Genomic DNA, 14,241 nt, shown 5'->3' with positions numbered 1-14,241 from the left:
CCGTCCTCATGCCCCGCCCGCTGAAGAGGAGTGACCGCCCATGTCCGCACCCGCGCCGTCCTCGCCGGCCGTCGTCCGCGCCCGGCCCGTGGAACGGCAGGAAGAGGTGCTGACCGAGGAGGCGCTCGCCTTCCTCGCCGCCCTGCACCGCCGGTTCACCCCGCGCCGCGACGAGTTGCTCGCCCTGCGCGCCGCCCGCCGCGCGGAGATCGCCCGGACCGGCACCCTGGACTTCCCCGCCCGGACCGCCGCCGTCCGCGAGGACCCCGGCTGGCGGGTGGCGCCCGCGCCCGCCGCGCTCGAGGACCGGCGCGTGGAGATCACCGGCCCCGCCGACGACCGCAAGATGACCGTCAACGCCCTCAACTCCGGCGCCCGCGTCTGGCTCGCCGACTTCGAGGACGCCTCCGCGCCCACCTGGCACAACGTCGTCCACGGCCAGCTCAATCTGATCGACGCCTACGAGCGCCGCATCGACTTCACCACCCCGGAGGGGAAGGCGTACGCGCTCCGGCCGGCCGAGGAGCTCGCCACCGTCGTGATGCGGCCGCGCGGCTGGCACCTCGACGAGCGCCACCTCACCGTCGACGGCCGCCCCGTCCCCGGCGCCCTGGCCGACTTCGGCCTCTACTTCCTCCACAACGCCCGGCGGCTGCTCGACCTCGGCAAGGGCCCCTACTTCTACCTCCCCAAGACCGAGTCGCACCTCGAGGCCCGGCTGTGGAACGACGTGTTCGTCTTCGCCCAGGACTACGTCGGCATCCCCCGGGGCACCGTCCGCGCCACGGTCCTCATCGAGACCATCACCGCCGCGTACGAGATGGAGGAGATCCTCCACGAGCTGCGCGAGCACGCCTCCGGGCTCAACGCCGGCCGCTGGGACTACCTCTTCTCCATCGTCAAGAACTTCCGTGACGGCGGCGAGAAGTTCGTCCTCCCCGACCGCAACGCCATCACCATGACCGCGCCGTTCATGCGCGCGTACACCGAACTGCTCGTGCGCACCTGCCACAAGCGCGGGGCGCACGCGATCGGCGGGATGGCGGCGTTCATCCCCTCCCGCAGGGACCCCGGGGCCAACGAGGCCGCGCTGGCGAAGGTCCGGGCCGACAAGGACCGCGAGGCGGCCGACGGCTTCGACGGCTCCTGGGTCGCCCACCCCGACCTGGTGCCGGTCGCCCGGGCCTGCTTCGACGCGGTGCTCGGCGACCGGCCGCACCAGAAGCACCGGCTGCGCGAGGACGTGCGGGTGACGGCGGACCAGCTCGTCGCCGTGGACACCCTCGGGGCGAAGCCCACGCACGAGGGGCTGCGCAACGCCGTCCAGGTCGCCCTGCGCTACATCGAGGCGTGGTTGCGGGGGGTGGGCGCGGTGGCCATCTTCGGCCTCATGGAGGACGCGGCCACGGCGGAGATCTCCCGCTCGCAGCTGTGGCAGTGGGTCGACGCGGGCGTCGTCCTCGAGGGCGGCGAGCGGGTCACGGCGGCGCTGGTGCGCGAGGTGGCGGCCGAGGAGCTCGCCGCCGTCCGCGCGGAGCCGGGCGCCTGGCAGGAGGCCCACGACCTGCTGCTGAGGGTGGCGCTCGACGAGGACTACGCGGACTTCCTGACGCTGCCGGCGTACGAACTCCTCGACCGGGAGAGCGACTAGGAGGGTGCGCCGGACAGGACCTCCACCTGGCCGGTGTCGAGTGAGTAGTAGGCGCTGACCACGGCAAGGGAATGCTTCTTCACCAGCGGGGCGAGGTCCTTGTTGGAGCGCAGGTCGCCCGCGGTCAGCCGGGCCTGGGCGCGGGCCATGGTGTCGACCGGGTCCGCGCCGGGACGCTTGACGGTCTGCTCGTACGCCGGCCGCAGCGCCTCGGCGATGGCCTGCAGGTTGCCGGGCAGCGTCGCCCCCTCGCGCAGCGCCTTGTACGACGCCTCCACGGCCCCGCAGCGCTGGTGGCCGAGGACGACGATCAGCGGGGTGCCGGTCGTCATGGGCCCGTACTCGACGGAGCCGGTGACCACCGGGCCGACGGCCTGTGCTCCGGTGCGCAGCACGTAGAGGTCACCGAGGCCGGTGTCGAAGAGGAGCTCGGGGGGCACGCGGGAGTCGATGCACGAGAGGATCACCCCGTACGGTTCCTGCGTCTGTGCCACGAGCTCGCGCCGGGTGGGGTCGCGGTCGGGGTGCTGGAGGTTTCCGCTCACCCAGCGCTTGTTGCCCTCCATCAGCCGCGCGAAGGCCTCCTTGGCCGTGGTGGGACGCGGATCGGGCGCCGCCGTTTTCGTCGCCTTCCTGGGGGCGGCGTCCGCCGTCTTCGGGGTGCTCTTCGAGGAACACCCGGAGAGCGCGGCCGCGGCGGCCAGGAGACCGCCGGTGAGCATCGCCCTGCGGTGCGGATGTCCTGTTGCGTCCATCGTCGTTCCCCTCGGCATCGCTGCGACACGCTCGCACGTCGGCCGCGGGTGTCGGGCCGCCGCGGCGATCGCGATTGTTCACCGCGGTGCGGGCGGTCCGGTGGGAGGCGCGGAGGAGCACCGGCTCATTTACCCCTGACGGCCCACAGGGGATCCCGGGGTGGCCGGGAACGGTCGCGGCGCGGTGCCGGCCCCGTCATGCCAGGGCCGCGCCCAGCGCCAGGAAGCCGCAGATGAGCACGGCCAGGAGGGCCAGCAGCGGCCAGACGAAGCGCAGGTAGCGGTCGTAGCCGACCTTCGCCAGGGACACCCCGCCGACCACGACGGCGGTCGTCGGCACCCACAGGTTCATCCAGCCGCTCGCCGACTGCCAGGCGGTCACCGCCACCGCCCGGGACACGCCCGCGAAGTCGGCGAGCGGGGCGAGGATCGGCATCGCCAGCGTCGCGTGGCCGGAGGTGGAGGGGATCAGGAAGGCCAGCGGCAGGTTCACGACGTAGACCAGGACGGCGAACGCCACCGGCGGCGTGCCCGAGACCGCGCCCTCGACGGCGTGCAGCACGGTGTCGATGACCTTCGCGTTCGTCATGATGACCGTGACGCCCCGGGCGAGGACGATCACCAGCGCGGGGGCGATGAAGTCGGCGGCGCCCTGGACGATCGTGGCGCTCAGCTTCTGCTCGCCCAGCCGGGCGACGAGCCCGACCAGCACGGCCGCGACGATGAACAGCGCGGCCAGCTGCGCGAAGGACCAGCCCAGTTCCCAGTCGTACGGCGTGGCGTCGGACCGGCCCGAGAGCGCGCCCGCCCAGGGGATCACCGAGAAGATCATGAAGGTGAAGACGAGGGCGACGAGGACGAGCACCCCCTTCTGCAGGCCCGTGAGTTCCGGTGGTTCGGCCGCCTGCGCGGCGAGCTCGCGGTCGCCCTCGCGGAAGCCCACCAGCGAGCGCTCCGGGTCGGCGCGCACCCGGTGGGCGTACCGGACGACGTAGCCGATGGTGACGGCGGTCAGCACCACCCACATCGCGAAGCGCAGGGCGATGCCGTCGCCGAGCGAGATGCCGGCGGCGGAGGAGGCGACGCCGGTGGCGAAGGGGTTGACGGTGGAGGCGAGCACGCCGATGCCCGCGCCGAGGATGATGGTGCCGGTGGCGACCATGCGGTCGTAGCCGAGCGCCAGCATCAGCGGGACCAGCAGTCCGTAGAATCCCAGCGTCTCCTCGGCGAACCCCTCCACGGTGCCCAGCAGCGAGAAGACCGTCATGACGCCGGCGATGAGCAGGGCCCCGCGCTCGCGCAGCCGGTGGGCCAGCCGTTCGATGCCCCGGTCCAGGGCGCCGGTGGCGAAGACCACGGTGATGAACGCGCCGATGGCCAGCACGAAGAGGAAGACCCCGGCGCTGCCGTACAGCGTGCCGACGGCGTCCGGTGCCACCTCGCCGGTCTTCAGGTCCCGCACGCCGTAGAGGCCGTTGACGGGGGCGAGGAAGAGGTCGCCGAGGCGGTGGAGGAAGCCGCCGGGGGCGGCTTCGCGGTGGTAGGTGCCCTGGATCGGGTCGCCGTCGGGGGTGCGGCGGTAGGCGCCGGCGGGGATGACGAAGGCGAGGATCCACACGACGACGGTCACCGCCGCGAGGACCGTCAGCGCGCTGGGGAAGACGAAGGCGCGCTTGCCGGACGGCTCCTCGCGGGCCGGCTCCTCCTCGGGTTGCTGGTCCACGGTGGCGGCCCTCTCTCACACCTTCGAGTGATCCCGGATTCGATTCGAGTGACATTCGATTCGAGGGAGTTTCGGTGGAGATTGTCGCGCAATGCGGCATTCGCCCCTAGTCGCCACGCTCGGACCGGCCGCCGCCGCCCAGGTGGTTGAAGGCGAGGTTGAGCAGGACCGCCGTCAGACAGCCGGCGCTGACGCCCGAGTCCAGGACGACCTTCAGCGTCCCGGGGATCCCGGCGCCGTCGTAGAAGGTCCTGGAGACCACCGGGATCATGCCCACGCCCAGCGCGGTCGCCGCGATCAGCAGATTGTCGCCGCGGTCGAGCCCGGCCGTGCGCAGCACGCCGATCCCGCTCGCCGCGACCGTCCCGAACAGCACGATGCCCGCGCCCCCGAGGACCGGCATCGGCACCAGCGCGATCAGCGAGGCGAAGGCCGGGCTCAGGCCCAGCAGGACGAACATCAGCCCGCAGGCGGCGACGGTGAAGCGGCTGCGCACCCCGGTGACGGCGACGAGGCCGATGTTCTGGGCGAAGGCGCTGTTGGCGAAGCCGTTGAAGAGCGGGCTGACGGCCGTGCCGAGGGTGTCGGCGCGCAGCCCGGCCGCGATGACCTTCTCGTCGGCCTCGCGCCCCACGATCGTGCCCAGCGCCAGCATGTCGGCGGTGCTCTCGGTCATGCACACCAGCATCAGCACGCACATGGAGACGATCGGCGCCGCCTCGAACCGCGGTTCGCCGAAGTGGAAGGGGACGGGGAAGCCGGCGAGGGCGGCGTGGCGGGTGGCGGTGGTGTCGACGGCCCCGGCCGGGAGGGCGAGCAGGGTGCCGGCGACGAGGCCGAGCAGGATGGCGATCTGCCGCAGGAAGCCCCGCAGCAGCCTGCGCAGGACCAGCACGATCGCCAGGGTCGCCGCCGCCAGGGCGAGGTTCCCCGGGGAGGCGGGCCGTTCGGGGTGGCCGCCCTGGATCCAGCCGAAGGAGACGGGCAGGAGGGTGATGCCGATCAGCGTGATGACGGTCCCGCTGACGACGGGCGGGAAGAAGCGGACGAGCCGGCAGAAGGCGGGGGCGAGCAGGAAGCCCAGCACGCCCGCGACGAGGACGGCTCCGTAGATGACGGGCAGGGCGTCGCGCCGGTCGCCCTGGGCGTCGGCGACGGCGAGCATCGGCGCGACGCCCGCGAAGGAGACGCCGTTGACGAACGGCATCCTGGCCCCGACCCGCCAGAAGCCGATCGTCTGCAGCAGTGTGGCGATGCCCGCGGTGAACAGGCTCGCGCCCACGAGGAAGGTGAGCCCGGCCGGGGAGAGTCCCACGTACGCGCCGACGACGAGGGGCGGCGCGACCACGCCGGCGTAGGCGGCGACCACGTGCTGGAAGCCGCCGGCGAGCAGCTTGCCGGGGCCGGGCAGCCGGTCCACGGGGTGCCTGTCGCCCCCCGCCGGTTCCGGCTCGTCGGCGGGGCGCCGGGCGGCCCCGGGCACTACGGCCACAGCGGTTCCTCCTGATCGGTGGGTGGCGCGGGGCAGGGCGGGGCGTGGGGCCGGGACACGGGCGGTGCCGTGCCCCGGCCCGGCCCCGGCCGGGAGCCGTCCCTCCCGGCGGGTCCGCGGCGGCCGGGCGCGGCCGTCAGCCGGCGTCGGCCGCGATCCGCGCGAGGCGGCGGGCCTCGGCGCGGGCCTCGCGGGCGATGGCGTCCTCGTCGGCGGTGACGAGCCGGCCGTTCTCGACGACGGGCCTGCCGCCGACGAGGGAGAGCGTGACGGGCGCGGGCGCGCCGAGGACGAGGGCGGCGACGGGGTCGGCGATGGTGGAGTGGCCGAGCCCGTCCAGCTTCCACAGCACCAGGTCGGCGAGCTTGCCGGCCTCGAGCGAGCCGGTCTCGGCGGCCCGGCCCAGGACCTGGGCGCCGCCGTACGTGCCCAGGCGCAGCGCCTGCCGGACGTCGAGGGCGCCCGGGCCGCCGGCGAGCCGGTGGACGAGGAGGGCGTTGCGCAGCTCGGTGTGGAGTTCGCCGGACTCGTTGGAGGCGGTGCCGTCGACGCCGAGCCCGACGGGGACGCCGGCGCTCAGCAGGGCGGGGACACGGGCGGTGCCCGCGCCGAGGCGGGCGTTGGAGGAGGGGCAGTGCGCCACGCCCGTACCGGTGCGGGCGAAGGCGTCGATGTCGGCGTCGCTCATGTGGACGCAGTGGGCCATCCACACGTCGTCGCCGAGCCAGCCGGTGGACTCGAAGTAGTCCGTCGGCCCCATCCCGAACAGTTCCTTGCAGAAGTTCTCCTCCTCGACGGTCTCCGAGCCGTGCGTGTGCAGCCGCACGCCCTTGCGGCGGGCGAGCGCGGCGGACTCGCGCAGCAGCTCGGTGGAGACGGAGAACGGGGAGCAGGGGGCGACGCCGATGCGCAGCATCGAGGCGAAGGAGGGGTCGTGGTGGGTGTCGATGGCCTCCTCGGTGGCGAGGAGCGCGGCCTCGGTGGTCTCGACGGCGAAGTCCGGGGGCAGTCCGCCCGCCGACTCGCCGCGGTCCATGGACCCGCGGGTGGGGCTGAACCGCACGCCGATCTCGCGGGCGGCGCGGATCTCCGCGCCGAGGAGGTCGCCCGCTCCCCGGGGGAAGACGTAGTGGTGGTCCATGGCGGTGGTGACGCCCCCGCGGACCATCATGGCCAGGGAGCCGCGCGCGGCCGCGTACACCATCGCCTCGTCGATGCGGGCCCAGGTGGGGTAGAGGGCCACGAGCCAGTCGAAGAGGTTGCTGTCGCGGGCGAGTCCCCGGGTGAGCCATTGGTAGAAGTGGTGATGGGTGTTGACGAGCCCTGGGGTGGCCAGGTGGCCGGTGGCGTCGACGCGGCGGGTGACGCCGGCCAGGTGCGCGGGGGCGGGCCCGGGGCCGACGGACTCGATGAGGTGGCCGCTGACGACGACGTGGCCCGAGGCGTGTTCGGTGCCGGTGGCGTCGACGGTCGCGACGGCGCAGTTCTCGATGACGGTGCGGGCCGGTGCGGGGGGTTCTGCCATGGTCGCCGGGTCCTTAGGGGTGGCGGTCGGTCACGAGAGGTTGGTCATGTCCGCCGGGATGCGGGCCTCGGCGCCCTCGCGCAGGATGGTCGCCTCGATCAGTCCGTACGGGCGGTCGGCCGCGTGGTAGACCTCGTTGTCGTTGGTGAGGCCGAAGGGTGCGAGGTCCACGAGGAAGTGGTGCTGGTTGGGCAGGGAGAGGCGGATCTCCTCGATGCCGGGGCAGTTCTCGATGACCCGCGTGCCCATCCGGTAGAGGGTCTGCTGCAGGGAGAGGGAGTAGGTGTCGGCGAAGGCGCCCAGGAGGTGTTCGCGGGCCCGCCGGTAGGAGCGGTCCCAGTCCGCCGCGTCGGCGCCCGAGTGCCGCCAGCACGCCTGGACCCGGGTGGCGAGGATGCGGTCGCGCGTCTCGGGGAGGGTGGTGTAGCGGTCCTTGACGTAGCCCGTGAACTCCGAGTCGGTGGAGTTCAGCACCACCAGGTCCTTGATCCCGGAGACGATCTCCCAGGCGGTGCCGTCGAAGGTGACCTGCGCGGTGCGGGTCTCCTGGTTCTCGCGGACGAAGGAGTGCCGCTTGGGGCCGGGCGTCTCGATGCGTCCCCAGGCGTACTCCTCGATGCGGATCCTGGCCGTACGGATCGACGCCTGGCTGGTGACGAAGTGGCGGGCGAGCGCGACGCCGAACTCCTCGGCCGACGCCATGCCGTGCTCCTTGGCGAAGGCGAAGACGGTGTTCTTGGTGGTGTCGGTGGTCAGGACGGCGGCGTTGGAGCCGGAGAGGTGCACGTCCTCCATGGCGCCGGAGAGGGCGACGCTGACGTTGAGGTCCTTGATGTGGTGGGTGGTGCCGTCGCGGGTGATCCTCACGACGCGGTTCTCTGCCTTGCCGTACTGGTTCTGACCCAGGATCACGTACTAACTCCCTCGGTATACGGAGTAGCCGAACGGGCTGAGCAGCAGCGGGACGTGGTGGTGCTCGCCGGGCGCGACGGCGAACGTCACCGCCACTTCCGGGAAGAAGGCAGGGCCGGCCCCCTCGCCGTCGGCCACCGGGCCGGAGCGGTAGGCCGCCACGTCGAAGCGCAGGCGCACCCGGTCGGTGCGGGGCGACAGCGGGGGGAAGGCGGCGCAGCGCCCGTCCGCGTCGGTCCGGCCCGCCGCGAGCACGGACCACCGCCCCACCGCGCCGTCGTGCACGGACAGCTCCACGTCCACGCCGCCGGCCGGGTGGCCCGTGCCGGTGTCGAGGACGTGCGTGGAGACCGTGGCGGCGTCGGTCATGGCGGGGTGGCCCCTTCGGTCGCGCCGGTCGCGGGTGCTACGGCGAGCCGTGCCAGCCTGATGCGGTTGATGCGGCCCAGTTCCCCGCGAACGATCTCGCGTTCGTGTTCCGGGGAGTTGTCGATGCGGTGACGAACGGCGTCCCGCATCTGTTCGGCCGTCAGGCCGGTGGCGCAGATGAGGAAGACGTGCCCGAACCTCTCCTGGTAGGCCAGGGTGAGCTCGAGCATCTCGGCCCGGAGCCCGGCGGGGGCGTCCGCCATGCCGCGCTGCTCGCGGGACGAGACGGGGTCGCCGGGCGTGGGCCGTCCGATGGGCGGGTGGGCGGCCATGGCCTCGGCGAGGTCGGCCGGGCCGAGCCGGGCGACGGCGGCGTCGCTGGCGGTCAGCAGTTCCTCGGCGTCGCGGTAGGGGCGGCGGGCGAGGATCTCCCGCACCCACGCGGCGCTCGCGCAGATGTCGTGCAGCGCGGCCCGCGCCGTGCCGTCCTCGGCCGCGTTGAACCGGGTGAGTCCCGGCGTCGAACTCGAAGTCACGGGAACCTCCGTGGCGCGTCGCCGACGCGCTCGGAAACGAGATGCGCATAGCTAACGCCCTGCGGAACACCGCGTCAACAGTTTGTTGAAAAAGCTAGTCGCGGTTCAGGTAGTTGTAGATGGTGAAGCGGCTGACCCCGAGCGCGGCGGCCACGGTCTCGACGCCGTGCCGCAGCGCGAACGCGCCGCGCGCCTCCAGGTTCCGTACGGCCGACTGCTTGGCCTTGCGGTCCAGTTGGGCGAGCGGCATGCCGTGGCGGCGTTCCAGGTCGGCCAGGATGTGTTCGAGCGAGTCGGCCAGGTGCGGCAGACGTACGGCCACGACCTCGCGGCCCTCCCAGGACAGGACGACGTCGTCCGCCCCGGCCTGCTCCGGCTCGAGCAGCTCTCCGCCCAGGGCGTCGACGAGCGGCCGGACGGCGACGCGGAACGGGTGCTCGCTCACGCGTCGTTCCCCTTCGCCGCGCGCGCCGTGCCATCGGCCGCGTCGAGCACGTTGACCTGCAGCGACACCCGTGTGGCGCCGGCCGCGACGGCCGCGCGCAGCAGCTCGTCCACCGCGCCGAGCACGGCCTCGGCGCGCCCTTCGGCGCTCGTGCCGAACGGCCCGACGTCGACGGCGTCCAGGCCGGCGTCGCGCACGGCCTCCCGGGCCGCCACCGCGTGGGGCGGGGGCTCGTCGAGGTCGAAGGGCTCGGTCGTGAACTCCAGCTTCAATCGCACGCGGTCAACGTACCGGGCCTTGACAGGGATGTCCGGACGGGAGCAGCCTTCCTCGTAATGGAATTGATTTTCCGTCATACGGAAGAGAAAGGGGGTGGGAGGGGGTTGCGCCGCTTCGCCGTGAACCTCTCGATCCTCTTCACCGAACTGCCGCTGGCCCGCCGCCCCGCGGCCGCCGCGGCGGCCGGCTTCACGGCGGTGGAGCTGTGGTGGCCGTGGCCGGATGCGCCGGTGCCGCCCGAGGCCGAACTGGCCGGGCTGCGGCAGGCGTTGCGGGACGCCGGAACGCGTCTGGTCGCCCTCAACTTCTACGCCGGCCGCCTGCCCGGCCCGGACCGGGGCGCGCTGTCCGTCCCGGGCGAGGAGTCGGAGCGCTTCCGCGCCAACGTGGACGTCGCCGTCGGCTTCGCCCGGTCCACCGGATGCCGGGCGCTCAACGCGCTGTACGGCAACCGCGTGGACGGGATCGCACCCGGCGTCCAGGACGCGCTCGCCCTGGAGAACCTCGCGTACGCGGCGCGGGCCGCGGACCGGGCGGGAGCGGTCGTGCTCGTCGAGGCGCTCAACGCGGTGGAGTCGCCGCGCTGTCCGCTCACGCGCGCGGCGGACGCCGTCGCCGTGGCCGAGAAGGTCAACGCGGCCACGGGGCTGGGCAACACCCGCTTCCTGATGGACCTGTACCACCTGGCGGTGGGCGGGGAGGACCTGCCGGCGGTCATCGACCGCCACGGCGGCCGGGCGGGCCACGTCCAGATCGCCGACGCGCCGGGGCGCGGAGCCCCGGGGACCGGCCGGCTCGACGTCCCCGGCCTGCTCGGACGGCTCCGCCGGACGGGCTACGACGGCTGGGTCGGCCTCGAGTACCGGCCCGGCGCCGGCGGCAGCGACGAGAGCTTCGGCTGGCTCGCCGGCCACTGACCCCCACCCGGCACCTCACCCACGCACCCACGGGAAGGACACCCCATGCCACTCCCCCACGTCGCCTGGATCGGGCTCGGCATCATGGGCGCGCCCATGGCCGAGAACCTCCTCAAGGCCGGGTACACCGTCACCGGCCACACCCTCGAGGCGGACAGGCTGGACCGGCTCGCCGCCGCGGGCGGCAGGCCCGCCGGCTCGGTGCGCGAGGCCGTCGCCGGCGCGGACGTCGTCGTCACCATGCTCCCGGCCGACCCCCAGGTCACCGCCGTCGTCCTCGGCGACGACGGCGTGCTGGCCCACGCCGGGCCCGGCACCCTGCTCATCGACATGTCGACGGTCGCCCCCGCCACGTCCACGGCCCTCGCCGCGGCCGGAGCCCGGCGGCACGTGCGCGTCCTCGACGCGCCCGTCTCCGGGGGCGAGGCGGGGGCCGTCGAGGGCACCCTCTCGATCATGGTCGGCGGGGAGCGGGCCGACGCCGAGGAGGCCCGGCCGCTGCTCGGGGCGCTGGGCACGACGATCGTGCGCTGCGGCCCGCACGGCGCCGGGCAGACGGTCAAGGCGGCCAACCAGCTGATCGTCGCCGCAGGCCTGCAGGCCTGCGCCGAGGCGGTCGTCTTCCTGGAGAAGTCGGGCGTGGACCTCACCGCCGCGCTCGACGTGCTCTCCGGCGGGCTCGCCGGCTCGGCCGTCCTCACCCGCAAGCGGCACAACTTCCTCGCCCGCGACTTCACCCCCGGCTTCCGCCTCGAGCTGCACCACAAGGACATGGGCATCGTCACCGACGCCGCCCGCGCGGTGGGCGCCGTACTGCCGCTGGGGGCGCTCGTGGCGACGCTGGTCGCCTCGGCCCGCGCGCGCGGCGACGGCGGACTCGACCACTCCGCCCTGCTGCGCGGGGTCGAGCGGCTCTCGGGGACGGTGACGCCATGACCGTCGCCACCATGCCGGCCATGGAGGCGGCGGTGCGCGTGATGAAGGACGAGGGCGTCGACATCGCCTTCGGCTGCCCCGGCGCCGCGATCCTCCCGCTGTACAAGGCGATGGAGGTCGTCGGCGGCATCGAGCACCTGATCGTGCGGCACGAGGAGGGCGCCGCCCACATGGCCGACGCCTGGGCGCGCACCAACGGCCGCGTCGGCGTGGCCGTCGCCACCTCGGGGCCCGGCGCCACCAACCTCGTCACCGGGCTGTACACGGCCTTCGCCGACTCGATACCGATGGTGTGCGTCACCGGCCAGGCCGTCTCCGGCAAGCTGCACCAGGAGGCGTTCCAGGCGGTCGACATCGTGGGCGTCGCGCGGCCCGTCACCAAGTGGGCCGTGCAGGTGAAGGAGGCGGCGCAGATCCCCTGGGTGTTCCGGGAGGCGTTCCGCACCGCGCGGGAGGGACGCCCCGGGCCCGTGCTGATCGACATTCCCCTCGACGTCGCCCGGCGCGAGATCCGCTACGACGCGGCGACCGACGCGCCCCTGCCCGTACGGACGGTGGCGCCGCACCCGCCCCGCGTGACGGCGGCCCTGGACCTGCTGCTGGCGGCCGAGCGGCCGCTGGTGCTGGCGGGGGGCGGGGTGATCCTGGCCGAGGGGGCCGGGGAGCTGCGGGCGCTGGTGGAGTACCTGCGGGTGCCGTTCCAGGTCACCCTCATGGGCAAGGGCGTCATCGAGGACGACCACGAGCTGCACATGGGCACCACCGGCATCCAGACCTCGCAGCGGTACGCCAACGCCTCCTTCCTCGAGGCGGACTTCGTCCTCGCCGTGGGCGCCCGCTTCGGCGACCGGCACACCGGCGCGGACACCGGCGTCTACCGGGGCGGGCGGACGTTCGTGCACGTCGACATCGAGCCCACCCAGCTGGGCCGGGTGATCGAGCCCGACCTCGGCGTCGTCTCCGACGCGCGGCTGTTCCTCGCCGCCCTGCTGGAGCAGGCCCGCGCCCGGGCCGCCCGGCCCGGGACGGAACCCTGGCTCGAGCGCTGCCGCCACCTCAAGCGCACCCTCACCCGTCGCGAGGACTTCGACACCGTCCCGGTCAAGGCCCCGCGCGTCTACAAGGAGATCAACGAGGCGTTCGGCGAGGACACCCACTTCGTCACCGCCATCGGCCTCTACCAGATCTGGGGCGGCCAGCATCAGAAGGCCCACCGGCCCCGGCACTACCAGGTGTGCGGCCAGGCCGGGCCGCTCGGCTGGGAGGTCCCGGCTGCGATCGGGGTGAAGAAGGCCCTCCAGGGCATGGGCCGGGGCGAGGCCGAGGTGGTCGGGATCGTCGGCGACTACGGCTTCCAGTACCTGGTCGAGGAGCTGGCCGTGGCGGCGCAGTACGCCGTGCCGTACGTCCTGATCCTGCTGAACAACCAGTACCTGGGCCTGATCCGGCAGGCCTCGGCCGGGTACGGCATGAACTACCAGGTCGACATCCACTACGACGAGACGGGCACGGACAACGTCGCGATCGCCCGCGCCTACGGCTGCTCCGGCCGGCGCGTGGTCGATCCGGCGGACATCCGGCCGGCCATCGAGTGGGCCCGTAAAGAGGCCGTCGCGACGTCCCGGCCGGCGCTGGTCGAGATCATGATCGAACGGGAGGCGAACACGCCGCACGGCCAGGACATCGACTCCGTACGGGAGTTCGAGCCACTGCCCTGAGGCGGCACGCCCGGCGACCTCCGGGCGGCGGCGCCGGCACCACTGCCGGTCGCGCCCCGGCGCCGCCGCCCGGAACCTCTCCCTTCGCGCTGTGGCGATTCGCTCCCGGGCCGCGCCCGCATCGTGGACGATGGGGTACCCCACACCCCTACGGACCACTCGCTGGAGCCGAATATGGCCAAGAGCGTGCCGGTGCACTGCCCCACGTGTCACCGGGAGCACTCCTTCACCCCGCCCACCTTCCCCTGCGCCTGCGGCGCCCCGCTCACCGTGCCCGTACTGCCCGAGGCCGAGGCCGAGTTACTGGCCCACCGCACCTGGCGGGACTCCTGGGTGGCCGTGCGCTGCCCGTCCTGCGACCGCCAGGGCCAGTGGCCCCGGCCCGAGTTCGGCTGCTCGTGCGGGACGGTGGTGCGCCTGCCCGTCGAGCCGGTGCGCGAGCCGGAGCAGGAGCCGGCGGACGAGCCCGCGCCGCGCCGCCGGGCCGCCTCCCGCGCGGCCTTCCGCCCGGTCGCCATCCGCACCGAGCGCGACGCCGTGATGGCGGCCGAGCGCTATGTGCGCTGGCTCGGCTTCACCGACGTGCGCCGCCCCGGCACCTGCCCGGCCCCCGCCGCGACCGGCGTGGACCTGCGGGCCACCGGCCTGGTGGCCCGCGTCGACCCGACCACCCTGCCCACCACGCTGCGCGACATCGAATGCCTGTGGCTGCACGGCCTGCTGGACTCCGCCGACGCCGCCTGCTTCTCCCTGGCCGGCTACGCCCCCGACGCCCGGTGCCGGGCCGACGACCTGCGGCTTCCGCTGTTCGTGATGGACCTCACCGGCACGCCCCGGGCCCTGAACGAATGGGCCGACGCACTGGCCGGGCGGGCCCGCGGCTGAGCCCGCGTGCCGCGCCAAGCTCAAGTCTTGCTCTGAACCCGCCCGCGCCTATGGCGAGTTGGGCCGGGACGGACCCAGACTTGAGCCCAGGGCCCGCG

General features: G+C 73.8%; 14 protein-coding genes. 5 read left to right on the top strand and 9 right to left on the bottom strand.

The window, feature by feature from the left end:
• Window positions 1-40: 40 nt before the first annotated feature.
• Window positions 41-1,651, top strand: coding sequence for a malate synthase A (gene aceB, locus IE295_RS01715; protein WP_190061599.1), 1,611 nt, complete (start codon window positions 41-43; stop codon window positions 1,649-1,651).
• Here aceB and IE295_RS01710 read toward each other — a convergent pair.
• The 9 genes from IE295_RS01710 to IE295_RS01670 all read right to left on the bottom strand — a co-directional run bounded on the left by IE295_RS01710 (window position 1,648) and on the right by IE295_RS01670 (window position 9,686).
• On the bottom strand, window positions 1,648-2,406 hold the full coding sequence (locus IE295_RS01710) for a carbonic anhydrase (protein ID WP_190061598.1): 759 nt from the start codon (window positions 2,404-2,406) through the stop codon (window positions 1,648-1,650). The genes aceB and IE295_RS01710 overlap by 4 nt on opposite strands.
• A gap of 196 nt (window positions 2,407-2,602) precedes the next feature.
• Window positions 2,603-4,129 (bottom strand): YfcC family protein, encoded by a 1,527-nt coding sequence (locus IE295_RS01705; RefSeq protein WP_190061597.1) that lies wholly within the window; start codon window positions 4,127-4,129, stop codon window positions 2,603-2,605.
• Window positions 4,130-4,235: 106 nt separating this feature from the next.
• Window positions 4,236-5,621, bottom strand: a complete 1,386-nt coding sequence (locus tag IE295_RS01700; protein WP_372478792.1) for a nucleobase:cation symporter-2 family protein — start codon at window positions 5,619-5,621, stop codon at window positions 4,236-4,238.
• 136 nt (window positions 5,622-5,757) lie between these two features.
• Window positions 5,758-7,146, bottom strand: a complete 1,389-nt coding sequence (locus IE295_RS01695; RefSeq protein WP_190061596.1) for an 8-oxoguanine deaminase — start codon at window positions 7,144-7,146, stop codon at window positions 5,758-5,760.
• 30 nt (window positions 7,147-7,176) lie between these two features.
• On the bottom strand, window positions 7,177-8,058 hold the full coding sequence (pucL, locus tag IE295_RS01690; RefSeq protein ID WP_190061595.1) for a factor-independent urate hydroxylase: 882 nt from the start codon (window positions 8,056-8,058) through the stop codon (window positions 7,177-7,179).
• Window positions 8,059-8,061: 3 nt separating this feature from the next.
• Window positions 8,062-8,427, bottom strand: coding sequence for a hydroxyisourate hydrolase (uraH, locus tag IE295_RS01685; protein ID WP_190061594.1), 366 nt, complete (start codon window positions 8,425-8,427; stop codon window positions 8,062-8,064).
• Window positions 8,424-8,963 carry a 2-oxo-4-hydroxy-4-carboxy-5-ureidoimidazoline decarboxylase gene (uraD, locus tag IE295_RS01680; RefSeq protein WP_190061593.1) on the bottom strand — a complete coding sequence of 180 codons (540 nt, stop codon included), beginning with the start codon at window positions 8,961-8,963 and terminating at the stop codon, window positions 8,424-8,426. The genes uraH and uraD overlap by 4 nt, the downstream gene beginning before the upstream one ends.
• Window positions 8,964-9,057: 94 nt before the next feature.
• Window positions 9,058-9,408, bottom strand: a complete 351-nt coding sequence (locus tag IE295_RS01675) for a helix-turn-helix domain-containing protein (RefSeq protein WP_190061592.1) — start codon at window positions 9,406-9,408, stop codon at window positions 9,058-9,060.
• A complete protein-coding gene (locus tag IE295_RS01670) occupies window positions 9,405-9,686 on the bottom strand; it encodes a thiamine-binding protein (RefSeq protein WP_190061591.1) in 282 nt (93 codons plus the stop codon). Before IE295_RS01670 ends, IE295_RS01675 begins: the two co-directional genes overlap by 4 nt.
• A 57-nt stretch (window positions 9,687-9,743) precedes the next feature.
• Here IE295_RS01670 and IE295_RS01665 point away from each other — a divergent pair, with 57 nt between their 5' ends.
• From IE295_RS01665 to IE295_RS01650, 4 genes are all read left to right on the top strand, one after another.
• Entirely contained in the window at window positions 9,744-10,604 is an 861-nt protein-coding gene (locus IE295_RS01665) for a TIM barrel protein (protein WP_190061590.1), read from the top strand.
• Window positions 10,605-10,649: 45 nt separating this feature from the next.
• On the top strand, window positions 10,650-11,540 hold the full coding sequence (locus IE295_RS01660; protein WP_190061589.1) for a 2-hydroxy-3-oxopropionate reductase: 891 nt from the start codon (window positions 10,650-10,652) through the stop codon (window positions 11,538-11,540).
• Window positions 11,537-13,258: a glyoxylate carboligase gene (gcl, locus tag IE295_RS01655; protein ID WP_190061588.1), complete on the top strand. Its 1,722-nt coding sequence runs from the start codon at window positions 11,537-11,539 to the stop codon at window positions 13,256-13,258. The genes IE295_RS01660 and gcl overlap by 4 nt, the downstream gene beginning before the upstream one ends.
• Before the next feature lie 174 nt (window positions 13,259-13,432).
• Complete coding sequence (locus IE295_RS01650; RefSeq protein ID WP_190061587.1) at window positions 13,433-14,143, top strand: hypothetical protein; 711 nt, start codon at window positions 13,433-13,435, stop codon at window positions 14,141-14,143.
• The last annotated feature ends 98 nt before the right edge of the window (window positions 14,144-14,241 follow it).

The sequence above is a fragment of the Streptomyces griseocarneus genome (assembly GCF_014655595.1).
Taxonomy (GTDB): Bacteria; Actinomycetota; Actinomycetes; order Streptomycetales; family Streptomycetaceae; genus Streptomyces; species Streptomyces griseocarneus.
The sequence above is the reverse complement of the archived record's forward strand: the minus strand, read 5'-3'. Positions and strand labels throughout refer to the sequence as shown.